Origin of the sequence: Mammaliicoccus fleurettii (genome assembly GCF_002018435.1) — a bacterium.
GTDB lineage: Bacteria > Bacillota > Bacilli > Staphylococcales > Staphylococcaceae > Mammaliicoccus > Mammaliicoccus fleurettii.
Genome location: NZ_MWJM01000007.1, coordinates 1 through 20,170 on the forward strand (window position 1 = coordinate 1; position 20,170 = coordinate 20,170).

The 20,170-nt window shown below is 32.0% G+C and carries 13 protein-coding genes; 3 read left to right on the forward strand and 10 right to left on the reverse strand.

The features are described 5' to 3' along the window. The first annotated feature begins 372 nt into the window (after window positions 1-372). Window positions 373-1,953 (forward strand): acyl-CoA synthetase MbcS, encoded by a 1,581-nt coding sequence (gene mbcS, locus B2G86_RS07020; protein WP_078357422.1) that lies wholly within the window; start codon window positions 373-375, stop codon window positions 1,951-1,953. A 383-nt stretch (window positions 1,954-2,336) separates the two neighbouring features. On the opposite strand, the gene B2G86_RS07025 is transcribed toward mbcS, so the two are convergent. From B2G86_RS07025 to mqo, 6 genes are all read right to left on the reverse strand, one after another. Further along, a complete protein-coding gene (locus B2G86_RS07025) occupies window positions 2,337-3,524 on the reverse strand; it encodes a thiolase family protein (RefSeq protein ID WP_078357423.1) in 1,188 nt (395 codons plus the stop codon). 31 nt (window positions 3,525-3,555) lie between these two features. Then, window positions 3,556-5,814: a 3-hydroxyacyl-CoA dehydrogenase/crotonase FadB gene (fadB, locus tag B2G86_RS07030; protein WP_078357424.1), complete on the reverse strand. Its 2,259-nt coding sequence runs from the start codon at window positions 5,812-5,814 to the stop codon at window positions 3,556-3,558. Between the two features lie 54 nt (window positions 5,815-5,868). Continuing rightward, window positions 5,869-7,074, reverse strand: coding sequence for an acyl-CoA dehydrogenase FadE (gene fadE, locus B2G86_RS07035; RefSeq protein ID WP_078357425.1), 1,206 nt, complete (start codon window positions 7,072-7,074; stop codon window positions 5,869-5,871). A 64-nt stretch (window positions 7,075-7,138) separates the two neighbouring features. Next, on the reverse strand, window positions 7,139-8,656 hold the full coding sequence (gene fadD / locus B2G86_RS07040) for a long-chain-fatty-acid--CoA ligase FadD (protein WP_078357426.1): 1,518 nt from the start codon (window positions 8,654-8,656) through the stop codon (window positions 7,139-7,141). Between the two features lie 14 nt (window positions 8,657-8,670). Then, complete coding sequence (gene fadX / locus B2G86_RS07045; RefSeq protein ID WP_078357427.1) at window positions 8,671-10,248, reverse strand: fatty acid degradation protein FadX; 1,578 nt, start codon at window positions 10,246-10,248, stop codon at window positions 8,671-8,673. A gap of 831 nt (window positions 10,249-11,079) precedes the next feature. Further along, window positions 11,080-12,564, reverse strand: coding sequence for a malate dehydrogenase (quinone) (mqo, locus tag B2G86_RS07050; protein WP_078357428.1), 1,485 nt, complete (start codon window positions 12,562-12,564; stop codon window positions 11,080-11,082). Window positions 12,565-12,884: 320 nt separating this feature from the next. Between mqo and B2G86_RS07055 the strand changes: the two genes are divergently transcribed. Beyond that, window positions 12,885-13,187, forward strand: a complete 303-nt coding sequence (locus B2G86_RS07055) for a hypothetical protein (RefSeq protein ID WP_078357429.1) — start codon at window positions 12,885-12,887, stop codon at window positions 13,185-13,187. 439 nt (window positions 13,188-13,626) lie between these two features. Beyond that, window positions 13,627-15,426 carry an acyltransferase family protein gene (locus tag B2G86_RS07060; protein WP_078357430.1) on the forward strand — a complete coding sequence of 600 codons (1,800 nt, stop codon included), beginning with the start codon at window positions 13,627-13,629 and terminating at the stop codon, window positions 15,424-15,426. Between the two features lie 94 nt (window positions 15,427-15,520). Here B2G86_RS07060 and B2G86_RS07065 read toward each other — a convergent pair whose 3' ends face one another. From B2G86_RS07065 to B2G86_RS07080, 4 genes are all read right to left on the reverse strand, one after another. Continuing rightward, complete coding sequence (locus tag B2G86_RS07065) at window positions 15,521-16,042, reverse strand: VOC family protein (protein ID WP_078357431.1); 522 nt, start codon at window positions 16,040-16,042, stop codon at window positions 15,521-15,523. A gap of 170 nt (window positions 16,043-16,212) precedes the next feature. Next, entirely contained in the window at window positions 16,213-17,190 is a 978-nt protein-coding gene (locus tag B2G86_RS07070; protein ID WP_078357523.1) for an LLM class flavin-dependent oxidoreductase, read from the reverse strand. A 5-nt stretch (window positions 17,191-17,195) separates the two neighbouring features. Continuing rightward, the gene (locus tag B2G86_RS07075; protein ID WP_078357432.1) at window positions 17,196-17,492 is read right to left on the reverse strand and encodes a DUF3219 family protein; all 297 of its coding nucleotides are present in this window, start codon (window positions 17,490-17,492) and stop codon (window positions 17,196-17,198) included. A 64-nt stretch (window positions 17,493-17,556) separates the two neighbouring features. Next, the gene (locus B2G86_RS07080; RefSeq protein WP_078357433.1) at window positions 17,557-20,163 is read right to left on the reverse strand and encodes a YfhO family protein; all 2,607 of its coding nucleotides are present in this window, start codon (window positions 20,161-20,163) and stop codon (window positions 17,557-17,559) included. Between the last annotated feature and the right edge of the window lie 7 nt (window positions 20,164-20,170).

Sequence of the window (20,170 nt, forward strand, 5' to 3'; positions counted from 1 at the left end):
CTCGTAAATCTATTTAATATACTTCTTAATCTATCTCCCGCTGCTGCTTGTAAGCCATCACCCATTTGCTTAATACCATATAGAAAAATACCTAAACCACCAATAAATGTAAAGATAATTTCTAAAGCCGACAGTTCCATAAGACACCTCTTTAAAGTTTTTGTAACCATTGTGAATATTAACCTATAATTGTAAATCTAGTGTAAAGATTTAATTAACTTTCCTTTAAGTTAACAAAAAATCGCTTACATTTGCAATATTTTTATGAAATATAAATAATTAGATACTCGTGTTTTCATATAGTTTCATTTATTCGTATTTATGATTATTCACTGATAAAATAAAATAATAATAAAAAATGAGGAGATTAACATGAAAAATTCAGACTTAATAGCACCAGAAACATACAACATTGTTAATGAAATCGAAAAACATACTGCCGACGAATCTAAAGAAGCGATTGTTTTTGAAGATGTTGAAGGCAAAGTTCAAACTATTACTTATTCAAAACTTATAAAAAATGCTAATAGAGTTGGAAACATATTTAAAGAACACGGTCTTAAAAAAGGCGATAAAGTGCTCATTCTAATGCCTCGTTCAATTAAAACATATGAAATATACATTGCAGCACTTAAACTTGGCATTATCATAATCCCAAGTTCTGAAATGTTACGTACGAAAGATTTGCAACATAGAATCACACACGGTGAAGTTAATGCTGTAGTCGTAATCGATCAATGCACAATTGAATTTGAAGGTATTAAAGAATTCAATCAATTAACAAAATTTGTTGTAGGATCTAAACAAGAAAATTGGATATCAATTGATGATGAAATACAAGAAGCTAGTGAAGAACTAGTTGTTGATGAAACAAAAAGAGATGATGTCGCAATTTTATCTTATACATCAGGTACAACAGGACTACCTAAAGCTGTTATTCATACACATGGTTGGGGTTATGCACACATACAAACTGCACCAAAACACTGGTTAAGTATTACTGAATCAGATACTGTTTGGGCAACTGCTGCACCTGGATGGCAAAAATGGATTTGGAGTCCTTTCTTATCAATTCTAGGTTCAGGTGCAAAAGCATTCGTATATAACGGTAAATTTAATGCAGCAAAATATTTAGACTTACTAGAAAAGCACCAAATAAACGCATTATGCTGTACACCAACAGAATATCGTTTAATGGCTAAGTTACCAAATTTATCTGACTATACATTAGAAAATCTTCACAGTGCTGTATCAGCAGGTGAACCATTAAATAAAGAAGTAATAGAACAATTCCAAAGTAACTTCAACATTAAAGTAAGAGATGGATATGGCCAAACTGAAAACACATTACTTATTGCATTTTTAAAAGATACAGAAAGTAGACCAGGCGCAATGGGTAAAGCAATACCTGGTAGTCACGTAGCAGTTATCGATGAAGACGGTGAACCTATAACAAATGGAAAAGTTGGCGACATAGCCGTTTCATTAGATTCACCATCATTATTCAAAGGATACTATAAAGATGAAGAACGTACGGAAAAATCAAAACGAGGTGACTATTATGTAACTGGAGACCGCGCTCAATTAGACGAAGACGGTTACTTCTGGTTCATGGGTAGAGAAGACGACATCATCATTAGTTCTGGATATACAATAGGACCGTTCGAAGTAGAAGATTCTTTAACTAAACACCCTAAAGTACAAGAATGTGCAGTTGTTGCAAGCCCAGATGAAATAAGAGGTAACATCGTAAAAGCATTCGTTATCTTGCAAAACGATATCACTGGCAATGACGAACTCGTAAAAGAATTACAAAGCTATGTCAAAAAAGATGTAGCACCATATAAATATCCAAGAGCAATCGAATTCGTAACTGAATTACCAAAAACTAACTCAGGCAAAATCAGACGAATAGAATTAAGAGAAGCCGAAAAACAAAAATATAATAAATAGTATCATAACGAAAATGAATAGAAGCTGGGACAATTAATTGTCTCAGCTTCTTATTTTATGGCATTAAATTTGGAAATGTCTTAGATTAACTTCTGAGTTAATCTACAACTTGCCCTATCTCTTCGATTAACTTCTGAATTAATCTACAACTTACCCTATCTCTTCGATTAACTCCTTAATTAATCTACAACTTATGCCATCTCTTCGATTAACTCCTTAATTAATCTACAACTTATGCCATCTCTTCGATTAACTCCTTAATTAATCTACAACTCGCACCATCTCTTAGATTAACTTCCGAGTTAATCTACAACTCACCCTTACAACTCAATTTCTCTAACTAAAAAAGCATTCGATTCAAAGAATCGAATGCTTTCTACTTATTATCTTACATATTCAAATATACCTGCTGCGCCCATTCCTACTCCGATACACATTGTAACCATACCGTATTTAGTGTCTGGTCGTTTACTCATTTCAGATAATAACTTACCTGTTAACATTGCACCGGTTGCACCGAGTGGATGTCCTAATGCTATTGCACCACCGTTAACGTTTGTTTTATTAATATCTAAACCTACTTCATTTATTGAAGCTACTGTTTGTGATGCAAATGCTTCGTTTAATTCTACTAAATCGATATCATCTACTGATAGGTTTGTTAATTCTAATACTTCTGGTATTGCATAAGCTGGTCCAATACCCATTAATTTAGGATCTACCCCTACTGCTTTGAACCCAACAAATTTAGCTATAGGCTTGATTCCTAGTTCTTTCACTTTGTCTCCAGACATCAATACTACAAAACCTGCACCGTCTGTAAGTGGTGCTGACGTACCTGCTGTTACTGTACCATCTGCTTTAAATACAGTTCTCAATTTAGATAAAGATTCTAAATTTGTATCAGGTCGTATTAATTCGTCTTGTTTAAATTCTTCTTTTGTTATAGATGGTCCATTTTTATCATAGCTCACTTTATGCACGTTTATAGGTATAATTTCATCTTCAAATTTCCCTGATTTTTGTGCTTCAGCTGCTCTTTTATGGCTTTCTACTGCATATTTGTCTTGTGCTTCTCTAGAAACTTTATATTCTTCAGCAACCATTTCAGCTGTTAATCCCATTGGGTATGAAACGCCAGTATCCGCTTCTTGCAACTCTGGACTATTTGTAGGTTCATTACCACCCATTGGTACTGCACTCATAAGTTCTACACCACCAGCTACGAGCACATCAGCTTGATCTGACATAATTTCATTTGCTGCAATTGCGATTGTTTGAAGTCCTGATGAACAATAACGATTGACCGTTTGACCTGGAACTTCATTTGGTAATCCAGTAAGCAACGCAATTGAACGTGCGATATTTTGTCCTTGTAAACCTTCAGGAAAAGAATTTCCGACAATGACATCTTGAACCATGCTTGGATTAAATGAACCCCCAACTCTATTAAGTACTCCTTTTAATACTTGAGCTGCAACCTCATCAGGTCTTTCGTGAAATAATGCGCCACCTGGTTTAGCTTTCCCTGCAGCAGAGCGTCCGTATGCTACTATATATGCTTCTTGCATTGATATCCATCCTCTCTTATTCAGCTACTCATTAGTTACGTAAAGGTTTTCCTTTTTCTAGCATGTGCGAAATACGATCATAAGTTTTTTCGTTTTGTAAAAGTGATAAGAAACCTTCTCTTTCAAGCTTTTGAATATATCTTTGATTGATATACGTATTACGTGGTAAATCGCCACCTGAAAGTATATGAGCTACTTTTAATGTGATTTCATAATCATAATCACTAATAAAGTGACCGATTCGTTGAGCATCTAATTGAGCTTGAGCTAACGCTTTGAAATCTCTACCTAATGCTGGATATTGAGCTTTAGGTTTAGGTACATAGTTTGTTTCAGATTCATAACGTGCTTTATTAAGTGCCACTTCAACACGTTTTTCTTTGTTGAAAATAATTGTATCAATGTCTCTTAAATAGCCATATTTCTTAGCTTCATATGCATTTGTAGAAACTTTAGCTAAACCTACATTCATAAGAACTTTAGAAATAGATTCTTGTTTATCATCATTTTTGTGATCAGTTCGTAATGTTCTGTCTACAAACTCAGCTAATCCTCCACCTGAAGGTAATAAGCCAACACCTGTTTCAACTAAACCAATATATGTTTCACTCGCTGCAACTATAAATGGTGAGTGTAATACAATTTCACAACCACCACCTAATGCTCTACCGTGTATAGCTGTTACGATAGGTTTAAGTGAATATTTCATTCTACCGAAACTTTCATGAAGTTTATCAATTGCAGGTCCAACAAGCTCTTCTACTTTTTTGCTTTCGTGCGCTTTTTTCATTAAGTATAAGTTTGCTCCTACACTAAAGTTGTTTCCATCAGCGTATATGACCATACTTGTATAATCTTCTTGTTCTAATAAATCGATAGACTCAATTAAATCACTTGCAAAGCCATCAGAGATAATATTATTTTTACTTTGTATTTTAAGTAATAATTGATCTTTATTGGCTACTGATAAATTAGAATCTTCTCTATTCCAAACTTCTCGGTCTACAAAAGCTGAAGTAGGTGTTACGCGTTCGATTGTTTCATCTTCCTTATAGAATGAACCGTTTTGTTGTTCAATCCATTCAGGTAATTCACCAAGTTCTTCTTTCATTCTTGTTTTAACGCGTTCAAATCCCATTAAGTCCCAAAGTTGGAACGGCCCTTTTTTCCAGTTGAATCCCCATACAAGTGCACGGTCTATATCTTTAAAGTCTGATGCCGCTTTAGGAACGTTAATCGCAGAATAATAGAAATTATTTCTTAATGTTTCCCATAAGAATTTACCTGCATCATCTTCAGCATTAAAGATTACATCTAAATTCGATTGTAAGTCTTTGCCGAATTTTGCTAGTATTTCAAATTTAGGTTGTTCAGGTTGAACATATTCATTTGAATCAATGTCATAAACTAGTCTCGTTTTTTTATCTTTTTTGTAGAAACCTTGTTTTGTTTTACGACCTAACGAACCATTTTTAATAAGTGTGTCTGCAATTTTTGTATCTTTAAAGTAAGGTTTTTCTTCTGGTACTTTTTGCAGACCACTTGTAACAGTAACCGCAATGTCTAAACCTACTAAATCTGACAAACCGTATGTTCCAGTACTAGGTCTACCAATTGCTCTCCCAGTTAAAGCATCTACTTCAGTAATTGAGAATCCTTGATCTTCACCACGATACATAATATCGTTCATCGTTTGAGTACCCACTCTATTTGCAACAAAGCCTGGCACATCGTTTGCAACTACTACACCTTTACCTAATACTTCTTCTGCAAATACTTGAGTTCTTTCAACTATTGCATCTGAAGTATTGCTATTAGGGATAACCTCTACTAATTTCATAATACGAGGCGGATTAAAGAAATGTAGTCCTAAAAATCGTTCTTTATCTTTTTTATCAAAAGCTTTAGAAATCGCTTCAATCGGAATACCTGAAGTATTTGTAGCAAATACTGCACTATCTTTTGCTACTTGAGTAACTTGTTTCCATACTTGATGCTTAATATCTAATTCTTCTTTCACCGCTTCAATATAAATATCTGCATCATCTTCACCAGTTAAATCATCTTGGAAATTGCCATAAGATAAATTTGATGCAAATTCTAAATCAAATAATAATGGTCTTTTAGCATCTGTTATTACGTCATATGCTTTTTTAGAAATTTTATTTGGATCTTTTTCATCTATTACTATATCTAATAATTTTACTTTTAAACCTGCGTTAACTAATAGTGCAGCAATTTGGCTACCCATAGTACCTGCACCTAGAACGGTTGCTTTATTTATCGTCATAAAAAGTCCTCCAAATTAATTTATTCTGAGATTATATTGTGTCATTTAGTTAGACTAAATAAATGCAGAATCGCCAGTCAATGCACGTCCAATGACTAATGCATTAATTTCATGTGTTCCTTCATATGTGTAAATTGCTTCTGCATCTGAGAAGAATCTCGCAATATCATATTCTGCTAATATTCCGTTACCACCAGTAATACCACGACCCATTGCGACTGATTCTCTTAATCTAAGGGAATTCATCATTTTGGCAGTTGAAGTAGCTACTTCATCGTATTCACCATGCTCTTGCATTCTTGCAAGTTGTGCACAAATTGCCATTGAGTGAGATAAATTACCTTGCATCATTGCTAATTTCTCTTGAATCAATTGATATTTACTAATTTCTTTACCGAACTGTTTACGCTCTGTTACATAATCAAGTGTTGCACGTAATGCACCTGCCATAGCTCCAGTTGCCATGTATGCTACGCCAGCACGCGTTGAATAAAGTATTCTTGCTATATCTTTAAAGCCATTAATATTTTGAAGTCTTTGGTCTTCTTCAACTTCTACATTCTCTAACTTAATAATAGTGTTCGGAATAATTCTTAATGCGATTTTATTCTCTATAACTTTAATATCTACACCTTTTTGTTCAGGTTTAACGATGAATCCTTTTGGTTTACCTGTTTCAACATCTACAGCATATAAAGGCATAACATCAGCTAAATTCGCACCGCCAATCCATTTCTTCTCACCATTTAAAATCCATTTATCACCTACACGTTTTGCTGTCGTTTCAAGACCACCTGCTACATCCGATCCATGTTCTGGCTCTGTTAAAGCAAAGCATGTTCTTAATTCATGTGATTGTAACTTAGGAATATAGTATTCAATTTGTTCTTTACTACCACCGAACAAGAATGAATTATGACCTAATCCTTGGTGTACACCTAATAATGTAACTAAAGATACGTCAAATCTAGCTACAACGTAAGATAAGAAAAATTGGAATAATTGACTCGTCGTTTTAGCACCTTCACGGCCTTCAAATAATAATGGATTTTGGAAATAGTTTAATTTCCCCATATCATCAAAGAAGTCTTCTGGTACAGTAGCGTTTACCCAATGTTCATTAATAGTCGGACGATATTTTTCTTCTAATAAATCATTAAGTTGTTTTAAAAACTTTACTTCACCTTCAGTTAAATCTTTTGAAATATTCAATATATCTTCTGGAAATAATTCTTTTAACATCTCTAATTTTGTTGGCATATCTATGACCTCCATATATTATTAAAGCGCTTACATTATTATTTAAAAATTTTTTAGACTATGATCAGTCCTCTTTATTATTTAATTTTTCAGCTTTTCTCTTCATCATTTCTTTAACTTCTAATTTATTAGGTTTAGATGTTGCTGTTAAAGGCATCTTAGTAACTGATAAATACATTCTAGGAACTTTGTAACTCGCTAAATGCTCTCTCATATGTTTATCTAACTTTTCTTCAAAATCAGGATCCTTTTCAGTTAGCAATACTGCAGCTGAAACCGATTCTCCAAATTTCTCACTTTCAAATCCAACAACTACACATTGTGCAACAAGTGGATGATCTGAAAGCACTGTTTCTACTTCAGATGGTAGTACATTTTCTCCACCTGTAATAATTAATTCTTTACGACGGTCTACGATAAAGATATCGCCATCTTCGTCTATTCGTGCAAGATCTCCTGTTAAGAAGTAACCATCATGAAAATTCTTGTCAGTCTCTTCTTGTTTATGCCAATAACCTGGCGTTACCTGTTTACCTTTAATTGCTAATTCACCGATTTCTCCTACTTCTACATCATTAAACTTCTCATCAAATAATTTCAAATCAACGTACATTACTGCTTTACCAATACTCATAGGCTTTTTAAGAGAATTAGACGGTGTATTCAGTAATGCAAGCGGTGCTTCAGTTAATCCATAACCATTAATGATATTTAAACCCATGCTCTCAAATTTTTTCTGAACGCCTGGTAATGGTGCTGATCCACCTTGAACAAGAAAATCTATATTATCAAAATTTTTCAGATTAAAGTTCGGTGCAACTAACATCGCATAATACATAGTTGGTATAAGCGATAAGTAATTAGGTTTATATTCAGCCATTAAGTCATTAAGTTGTTCACCCTCAAAGTATCGATGTAATACAAGCGAACCACCAGACATTAACAACGGTAACACTAAATCATTAAGTCCAAATACATGGAACATTGGCAATGAAACAATTGATACGAAATCTGAATTGATTTTATAAGTAAGAACTGTATTAATACCATTTGCAGTAAATGAATCATATGTGAACATGACACCTTTTGGCATACCAGTTGTACCACTTGTATACATCAATGAAGCTAACTCGTCACCCTCAACATCTACTGTATTGAAAGGTTTGTGATTCTTAGGGTTTACAACTTCATCATATTCTGGTGAATCGATATCCAAATGCAAATAGTCATCCGCAATACCTTCTAAGCTACTTAAATGTCGATTGGCATAAAATATTAGTTTAACACCAGAATCTTCTATTACACTTTCAATTTCCTTTGAATTAAGTCTCCAGTTCATCGGAAAGTATACTGCACCCATTTTAAATGAAGCGAATAATAAATCTAATAATGCGACATCATTTGGAGCGAATATACCAACAACGTCCCCTTTTTGAACGCCTTGTTCTTGAAGATGATTTGCTAAGTTCTCAGCACGAATATTCAACTCTTGATAACTCCACTTTGTACCTTTTAATGGATCGATAATTGCTGCCTTTTCCTCATCATAATGCGCTCTTGTTTTAATCCAATCGTAATTCATATTAAACTACCCCCTTATTTGTTTGAACCATTGCCTTTAATGTATTGATGTAATCCTCCCCAATTTTCTTGATAAATATTCTGATCTGTCACTTTAAGTTCATCAGCAATGATTGGTTGAAATGCTAAGTTTGCTAGTATATCCCGTTCTAAATCTAACCCAGCAGCTATTTCAATCAATTTCAGTCCATCATCAGTTAATTGGAATACAGCACGTTCAGTTACATAATAAATCTCTTGCCCTAATTCTTTAGCATAAGATGCATTGAAATCCATATTATGCACATTTTCAACAAACTTTTTCGAGTGCCCTTCTTGTTCAATAACTAATTCTTTATTATTGCAAGTAGCCTGACTTCCGACTACCATTGTTCCCGAGAATACAATTTTCTTAACAGTTTGGCTTATGTCGATGAATCCCCCACAACCATTCATTCTATCGCCATATTTTGAAACATTGACATTGCCAAACTGATCAACTTCAGCAAAGCTCAAGTAAGCGATGTCTAAACCACCGTTATAAATAAAATCCCATGTCATTTCATGTCGCATTTTAGCATCTAAGTTGTAATTCAAACCAAAGTTTTGACCACTGCCAATCATGCCACCAAATACACCAGTATCTATATTCAGCTGTACAGAGTTTTCTACTTTTTCCTCAACTAATAAATTAGAAAGTTCGTTATTTATACCAAAACCAATACTTACAACATTTCCTTCATTTAAAAATTGAGCAGCACGTCTTAATATCACTTTTCGAGTACTGAATTTATTAACTGGTTCAGGCATGCTGAGCACTTTGTACTCACCAGATATTGTCGGATTGTAATAATGTTGAATTGTTTGTCTATGAAGTTTCGGGTCATCATTTATAAATACATAATCCACAAGTTCTCCAGGTATAAATACTTCAGTTGGTTTAAAACTGCCATGTTGTACAATTTCTTTAACTTGGACAACCACTTTCCCACCATTTTGATGAGCAGCTAAAGCAACACCGTATCCTTCACCTAGATGTGCTTCTTGGTGCATATAAATATTCCCCTCGTTATCAGCGTATGTACCACGAAGCAAAGCAACATCAACTTTAGGAAAATCATATTGTAAAAATTCTTCACCATTTATATCTAATAAAGAAACAATATCTTCCTTAGTCATTTCATTCACTTTTCCGCCAGAGTATCTTGGATCCACAGAAGTGTGTAACCCTATTTTAGAAATCATGTTTGGAAACTTATTTGATGAATTTCTATAGTGAGTAGCTAATAGACCTTGTGGAACGAAATATGCTTCTAAATCATTGTCTTTGATTGCCTCAATTGTTTTAGGCGAACCAATAATAATACTCATAATAAGACGTTTAACCATACCTCTACTAACAAAAGAATCTAGATCATATCCATCACCACGATAATCGCTTATATCATTAGCTAACATAAATGTTAAATCATCAATATTTCCAAATTTATCATGGGCATTAACAATATGTTTTAAAACATTAGCTGGTAAATTACTTACCGATAAAGCAGCAAGTGCTATGACATCACCAGTTTTAACTATATCTTTTAAATCATCGAACGAAGCAATTTGCATACCATTATCCCCTATCTCTCATTATTACAATCAATCCATAAAAGACCTCCCCAACAAAATGTAAGCCCTTACATATACAAATATAACATAGTGTAAATATAAATTAAAAGTAAAAAGGTATACAACAATATCTTTTTAATAACTAAAAATAAATATTTACAACTAGCACTTAGTACTTCCTCACATACTGTAGATATAATATTTCAAAAAATAATCAAACCCACATGACAAGTGAATTTTTAACTATATAAGTAATGTTAAGGAAATATTTAACTATATTTATATAGTTTTATGAAGTACACTTAATTATTTATTACATATCTATTTATGACGATATACTAGATAATAAGGGGGAAATAGTATACTTTTATCAAAAAAATTCAAAATAATAATATTTGATAAATTAAATATTATTATTCAATTTCTTCGATTAACTTTCGAGTTAATCTACAACTTACACTATCTCTTCGATTAACTAACGAATTAATCTACAACTTTCCCTATCTCTTCGATTAACTACTGAGTTAATCTACAACTTTCCCTATCTCTTCGATTAACTAACGAGTTAATCTATAACTTACCTCATCTCTTCGATTAACTAACGAGTTAATCTACAACTTACCTCATCTCTTCGATTAACTAACGAGTTAATCTACAACTTTCCCTATCTCTTCGATTAACTAACGAATTAATCTACAACTTACCTCATTTTTTGAAAAAATAGCATATTTTGTACAATCTAGGTCCAAATTATTCGATACTAACTCATTAATACAAAAAAAGAAGCAATATTCCTCTACGGAATATTGCTTTCATACGATCAATTCTATTTTATTCTTCTAATTCTAATTCTTTAGCTGTTTGTTTACGGATTGTTTGTAATAATTGAGCATCTTCAATTAAAGATTCACCATATGATGGAATGATTTCTTTAATTTTAGGTTCCCATTCTTTAATATATTGAGGGAAATTCTTCTCAATAACTTCTAATGCTACTGATACAGATGTTGATGCTCCTGGTGATTCACCTAATAAAGCAATTACTGTATGGTCTTCTGAATTTACTACTTCTGTTCCGAATTGGATAAATCCTCTACCATGTTCTTCTGTATCTTTAATTACTTGTACACGTTTACCTGCAATGTGAATATCCCAATCTTCGTCTTTAGCATTAGGAACAAATCGACGTAATTCTTTCATACGGTCTTCTTTACGTTGCATTACTTGTTGAATTGAATATTTTACAAGTGATAAGTTTTTAACACCTGATGATAACATTGTAACAACATTGCTTGTATTAATAGATTTGAATAAATCTAAGTTAGATCCATTTTTCAAGAATTTAGGTCCGATTGCAGCAAAAGGTCCAAATAATAGACTTTCTTTTCCTTGAATATAACGTCTATCTAAGTGAGGAACTGTCATTGGTGGTGTGCCAGGTGGCTCTTTACCATATACTTTCGCATCGTGTTCATTAACAATTTTAGGGTTGTTACAAACTAAGAATGCACCACTAATTGGGAATCCTCCAAGATGTTTACTTTCAGGAATTTTTGTTTTTTGTAATAAAGGAATCGCATTACCACCAGCACCGATAAAGATATAATCTGCTACATGAGTTTGTGTTTCACCAGTTGCAAGATTACGTACTTTTACTTCCCATTTACTATTTTCAAGTTGTTTAAAGTCTACAACTTCGTGACGGAAATGTACTTGAGCATGGTCATGCTTTTCAATATTTTTAACTAATTTACGAGTTAATTCACCAAAGTTTACATCTGTACCTTCATTAATCTTACTTGCAGCAAGAGGTTCGTTTGAATTACGACCTTGCATCATTAAAGGCATCCACTCTTCTAAAACTTTATGGTCTTCTGTATATTTTAAACCTTCAAACATCGCTAATGATTTTAATGCATCATAACGACGTTTTAAGAAATCTACATTACGAATACCCATTACAAAACTGATGTGTGGTAATGGTCTAATAAATTCTTTAGGATTTTCGATTGCTTTACTCTTAACTAAATATGACCAGAATTGCTTAGACACTTCGAATTGTTCATTGATTTCTTTAGCTTTTTCAACATCAATAGAACCGTCTTCTTGCTCAACCGTGTAGTTAAGCTCACATAAAGCAGCATGTCCAGTACCAGCATTGTTTTTTTCATTTGAACTTTCAATAGCCGGCTGATCCAGTCTTTCAAATAATTTAATATTCCAATCTGGTTCAACATTTTTCAAAAATGAACCAAATGTCGTACTTAAAATACCAGCACCAATTAAAATAATTTCTTTTGGTTGCTTATTATCCATTTTAATCACCCTTCTCGATTAATATCCATAATATTCTTATATAAAAATAACAATCTCTTTTGAGCTTATCAATAACAAACTAAATCTTTATATAAAAACGCTTATAATACAAGAAAAAATCTGTATATCATTATATTAAAACAACTGGTATCAAATGTAAATTAGAAGATGTGAAAGCGCTAATATATTTACCTCCCAATTTTTTTGAGCATTCTAATTGTGTTTTTAGTCGTGTAATAATACACTAAAGATAATTAGGAACTGTCTCTCTAGTTTTAAATTTTGGATTTTAATATTTAGTAATCAAGGAGGTTTTTCAAATGACTGTTGAAGGTAAAAATCTTATCAAAGTGAACCGACAAAATGAGCATAGATCCTCAGAAATTTCAGTAATGATTGAAGAAGGTGGATTAGGCGCCGATAGTTACTATCAAATTGTTAAACCAAATGCTAGTCACAAAGAGACTGAAGAAAATATTTTTCAATTTGAAGAAGAAGTTAGTCAAAAAAATGATACTGATTTAATCGATTTACTCATTGTAAATGCACAAGAACATACTGCAGAAAATTATAAAGAAGCGTTGAATATCATTAAAGCTGAATTACTCAAACGTATGGGTTAATTCAATATTTAGGATTACTACTATGGAAGTGTTAGGGACATAATTCTGAGTAATGTCCGTATGAGGTAGTGTTAGGGACATAATTCTGAGTAATGTCCGTATGTGGTGCTTTCTAAGGAGCATTATTCAGAATTTTGCTAGTTAGAACTTTCTAAGGAGCACTATTCAGAATTATGCCAGTTAGAACTTTTTAAGGAGCATTATCCAGAATTTTGCTAGTTAGAACTTGCTAAGGTGCTCCACATATTGGCCAGATAGTAAAAGTATGATGAAGCAGAGGCTGGGACAAATTAATTGTCCCAGCCTCTCTGTTTCATTTTTCCAAAAACCTTATTTATGTACCCTCTCTGTTTTATCCTTTTTATGTATATATTTGTCAAATTATGGTATAATTCTACCGATTCAAATATATACATTGATTACAAGGAGCCAATAAACAATGCATGGTCAAGAAAAAAAGATAAATAGCCATCCAATAAGATATTTATATGGCTTAGATGGATTGAGAGCTTTAGCTGTTATATCAATTATCATTTATCACCTTAATCCTAAATGGTTATCGGGTGGTTTTTTAGGTGTTGATACGTTCTTTATCATTTCTGGCTATTTAATAACGAGCATACTCTTACACGAATATAATCATACCGGCTCAATTGATTTGATTCAGTTTTGGAAGAAAAGAATTAAAAGATTACTCCCGGCAGTCTTATTTTTAATAAGTGTTGTCTTAATATATACATTGATTTTCGAACCTAATATCATTAAGAATGTTAAACAAGATGCTCTTGCAGCATTATTTTATGTTTCAAACTGGTGGTATATTTTTCATGATGTTAGTTACTTTGATAGCTTTAAAATTATGCCACTGAAACATTTGTGGAGTCTAGCCATTGAAGAACAATTCTATATTGTATGGCCACTGTTACTCTTACTCTTAATTCGTATTAAGAAACTGAAAAAACATTTTTTACTGATTATTTTTATTTGTTCTCTCATTTCTGTTTTAGCAATGATTTTTATCGCACATCCTAATGCTGATAATTCGAGAGTTTATTTTGGTACAGATACTAGATTGCAAACTTTATTGTTAGGTGTTCTGCTAGCATACATATGGCCACCGTTTAGATTAAAAGATAAAATCAAATTACCACTTAAGATAACAATTGAATCTTTTGGCCTCGTTTCAATAGGATTACTCATTATATTTATTATGACTGTTTCCTCAAATGATAATTGGTTTTATTTTGGTGGTATTTATTTCATTTCATTGTGTACACTTCCTGCAATAGCTAGTGCTGTTCATCCTAGCACGCTATTATCAAAAATATTGGGTAATAGAATATTTTTATGGATTGGTCAAAGATCATACAGTTTGTATTTATGGCATTATCCAGTTATAACGTTTACTAATAGACACTTTGTTCAAGGACATATACCATTTTATATAATTATTGTAGAAATCATTTTAACTTTGATATTAGCGGAATGTTCATACCGTTATGTTGAAGTGCCTTTTAGAAAAGAAGGATTAAAATATTTCATACCTAATAAATATGCGTTAAAGAAAATGATTTTAAGAAGTTGCACTGCCCTAATATTGATAAGCTGCTCAATTATTACTTTATTCGGGCACTATGACTATTTACAACACGAAAATAAAAAAGAAGTAAAGACTGCTTATACTGTAACAGGTAATGACACCTCACATAAAAATGTCATTTTACCTGTACCTAAAATAGATATAAACAAACCACATACCACTAATAAAAATATCCATAAAGATCCACCTTTATTTATTGGAGATTCAGTAATGGTTGATATAGGAGAAGAACTTCATAAAGATTATCCAGATTCTATAATAGATGGTAAGGTGGGGCGTAATTTATATGATGCCATTCCACTCGTTCAAGATAAGTACAGTGATTTTAAACAAAAAAACCAACAAGTAGTACTCGAACTCGGTACAAACGGTGACTTTTCATATGAAGATTTAAATAATTTAATTAGTCTGTTCGGAGATTCTAAAGTGTACGTAGTAAATACAAATGTCCCTCGAGATTGGAAAAAAAGCGTAAATGAAAAATTATCAAAAGTTGCCAATACACATAAAAACGTACAATTAATAGATTGGAACTGTAGAGCAGAAGGTAACACAGACTACTTTGCCTATGATGGTATTCACCTAGAACGTAAAGGCGTACAAGCACTCGTTTCTGAAATAAACAAACATTTAAAATGATGATATTGTAGGCTAACAAGCTTGTTATATGAGTCTTGATCATTACACAAAAACTCCCTGAAGTTAGATTATATAATCCAACTTCAGGGAGTTTTTATTTTTCTGGTGTGAATACTTCCGCTTCACTATTTTCTGGGTAATAAAATCCTGAAGGTACAGTTTGTAATTCTATTAAACTTCCCCACGGCGTTTGCACATAGACAGTCTTATTCCCTTCTGTATCTTCATACCTTGTATTATCATGTGGCTCTGATAATGCTACACCACCTGCATTTTGTATACGTTCAAAAGCTTTATCAAATTCATCTACATAAAATGATAAATGTGTATAACCTACATCTTGTAACAAAACAGGTTCTTTTTGTTTAGCATCTTTGAATTCGAACATTTCTATATTTGGACCATTACCAAATACCATCATTCTCTTTTTAATTATTTTAGCCCCATCTTCAAGTCCTAATACATTTTCAACAAACGCTCCGGCTCTTGGAATATCAATTTCTGTTTGACTATCATAAGCTATTTTTCCATCAAGTGCTTCTTTGAAAAATTTAGTTGCTTCATCGATACTAGGAACCGTTAATCCTATATGATTAATTCCTCTTGTAATACTCAATGAAATCTCTCCTGTCTCATTTTGACTATTAAAAACGAGTGTCATTATGGCTATTTTGTTTCTCTTTCTTTCGTCTTGATCTCACTGTTTCTTCTATAATTGAACCTACTATAAGGCCGACTGATATAATTATTTTACCTATTAAAAGAATCATGGGAATCACCCTTTAATTAGACTAATAACGCTTGTGCGATTAATCGATACGATTGAATTCTGTCTTCATAAGAAATTGTATTCGTACTAATCATAATCTCGTCACAACCATATTGATTTTGGAGTGATTGAAGTTCTGATTTAATCTTTTTAGCATTTCCTATAATCATATTGTTCTTCATTTCATCTAGCATGCTTATTTCTCTTTCAGAAAGTTCTTCATACTCGACTACTTTATGATTTTTATCATCACTTTGAACTGCTGGAATTAAACTTTTTACTGCAAGCTCTTCCGCTTCTTGTGTTGTTTCTGCGCATATAACAGATACTGTGACAATCACTTCAGACTTTTTACCAGACACGCTCTCCTTAAAATGGTCACGATAACTTTGAACGATTTCTGTTCCATCTTGATCGCTCATGAATTTTCCAAACACATATGGCAATCCATATTTAGCTGCTAACAATGCACTTTTCTCACTCGTACCTAATAACCAAGGAACAGGCGCAACATCTGGTTTAGGCAACACGGCTACTTTGCTGTACTCATGTTCTTCTGGAAAATTATCTTCTAAAAACATAAGCAATTCATCTAACAATTCAGGTAATGCCCAAACTTGCTTTAAATATTGAGTAGATAACGCATTTGTCGCTTCTGCTGAACCACCTGGTGCCCTACCTATACCTAAGTCTATACGATTTGGAAACAATGTAGATAAAGTATTAAATAATTCCGCCACTTTATAAGGTCGGTAATGCGGTAATAATATAGCGCCAGCGCCTATTCTAATCTTTTTCGTATGCGCACCGATGTATGCCAATAACACTTCTGGTGCAGAGCTTGCGAGGTTTGATAACCCGTGATGTTCAGTCAACCAATACCTTGAATAACCTAATGATTCTCCTAATTTAGCTAATTCTACTGATCCATTTAAGGCATCTTGAGCAGTTTCATTTGGAGAGATTGGCGCTTGATCAAGTATACTCAATTTCATATTTATCATTCCTTTGTTTCTTCTGGTATTTCAACAAGAATGAGTCTATATTGCGCAACTTGATCTGACTCATATAAATTCGTTAAAGATGTAGCATAATTGAATATCTTAGCTTTAAAACGCTTATTTTTTTCAGGAATATTTATATCGAACTCTTCCCTATATAATAAAACGGCAATGTCGTGATACGCTTCACTTGTTACATCAAATTCAATTGATATCTTGTATAATCCTTGATCCACTTCATCTTCAAAATGAGTTAATTGAACACGCGTGTCATCTATATAAATTTCTTTAATCAAATTATCCCACCTTAGTAATCATTTCTTATAGATAATTATAATATTTATGTACTTATATTACTTGTTATTTGTTTATGAAAGATTTCAATTTTCCACCTAATTTAGTACAAAAAACTATACTTAAGATTAAAGAAATAATACTAATACTAACGATTATTTTAAAATAAGGAGGAAAGTATTTTAATACGATGTGATGTTCATTACTTTTCACATCTATTCCTGTCATTACATAATTCACTCTCTCTACTTTTCTCTTCACTCCATCTACTTCAGCTGTTAGACCTTTCTTGTAGGGAATATTAACGATTGCTTTACCTGATTTGTGTTCTTTCAATCGAATTTGTATATCATTTTTTGTTTCATTATATGTGTATTGATTTTTTGGGTATTGTTTAATGCCTGACTTTAAGTATTCATAATCCTCTTTATGTAATTCTTGCAACTTAAATTTATAAACACCAGGTGTAACTCGAACGATAATATCGCCATTTTTATCAGGTTTTGTATTATATAACAAATTATTTTCATGAGTACGATATTTTGATGATTCAAATAATCTTAAATTTTGATAATCATTAACAAAAACTTTAAAATTTGATTCTACAGATTTACGATCTATATACATAGATAAATAGTAATTTTCATTTGATTTAATATCATTGTTAAGATGAATTTTAATTTCGTTATGAGGCATAAACTCATATTTACCATTCTTTTTAGCGATATTTTTATATGTTATCTCAGCATGATTTAACATATTTTTCGATTCATTAATTTTTTCAGTTCCTTTATCAGTAATTGCGCCATCTATCATAGCGTGTTCTCTATCAATAGGCGTATTCAATTTTTCATCATCATAATATTTATGAGTAACTTTAACTGCAGGTAATTGCATTTTATTTTCATATATGTCGTACTTTCCATCTGCTTTAATTTTTTCGAAGTTAGTCGGATGTCCTTGATCGTATGATTTTTTCATAAAATATTTTGTAGAAAATAAACTATAAATATTTGAACGGTCTTGAAACAATGTATATCTACTAACTGATTCGTGAGGTAAATTAACTTTCATCTTCCTATAATAAAAATCTACCCACTGTTTATCAAAGATACTTGAGTAAATGCTCATCCCTTTATAGCCTTGATATAAAGGTGAGTTATCTTGACTCAGTACTCTCCAACCTATTCTTTCCTCATCTTTTTTATTACGATTCATTTCATTAATATAATATTTTTGTAAGCCACTATCGTATACGCTGGAATTCAAATAATATAATGAAGCCCTTTTACGATGATCATCATGATAAATTTGTTTGTCAGTATTAACATACGCTACTAAAATTGACAAAATGCCGATACTTATAATTAAAGCGATATATAATCCATTTCTCAATTTTTCTTTATTGGTAATTAAAATGAGATAACCGATACCAGAAATTATGGGAAACATTAATAGCCAAACTGTAAAATAATTTGCTACCATCCAGCCTATTATTAAAATAACCAACGTAGGTATTAAAGAGATGATATATGTTTTTATCTTAATTTCTTTGAAATATTGAACATATTGCACAATTAATCCACTTGAAAAGAACGCCAATAAATAATGCCATCTTTTCTGTGGTGCTGAAAATCCATTGAAAAAGATATCTGGCAAGCTTGTAACAGATAATAACATCAAAGTAATCGTCACAATACTAAACATCTTATAAAAACGATATTTATATAATGAGATAGTGAATATTGCTTGGATTGCCACAAACAAAATTACAATTAAATAATTGTCATAAAAGATATTTGCATGAACATTAAAGGGGTTAAATAAACCTACATCAACGTTATATTTTGGTCGTTCATTATTTATAAAGCTTCTAGCTGAATAGAAAAATGCAAATAAGCTAATACCAAATCCAAGAATAGTAGAACAAATAAACTTCATGTAGTCTTTTTTACTAATCTTTAAATCATCTTTCTGTTTATAAAAAATCCTAATAACAAAATAAAATATACCAGTTATAGCTTGGTAATAACCAAAATAAAAATTATTAATTAATGAAAGTGCTACAATCAAAATAATCGGCCAATATTGTTTTTTTCTAAAAAATAATTCAATAGCTATTAATAAAATAGGTAACCAAATAAAGACATCACTAAAAAAAGACCAGTGTGTCGTAAAACGATAGTAAAGTGATGAAGACGCAAAGAGCAATCCACCGAGTACACTAGTTAAATGCCCCATTTTAATGATTCTAAAGTACAAATACGTAAATCCTATAATAAGCATGCTCTTAAACACAGAAATATAAATTGCATTTTCTGCCCAAAATTTAATATCTCCTGTATTGAGTGGATGGATAATATTAATAAGTGATACACCTATAATGTTTAACATAAATATTACTGAAGTTGAGTAATAATAAGCTAAATCTGAATAAAAGTCTCCACCTAAACCAAAATCAGTTGAATAAAAGAAATTTCCAGAGGTATATTGTTCAAAAATGTACATTTGAAATGGCAACATCTGAGATATACCATCATTTGGTCCTGTAAAAATAATTTCATTTTTATAAAATTGATAGATTGGATACCCGTTTACAATTAATGCTAAAAGCAACAATATCCCAAATCCAATTATCACTTTCGCAATTTTTTTGTTAATTATATTTCTCATTATATTC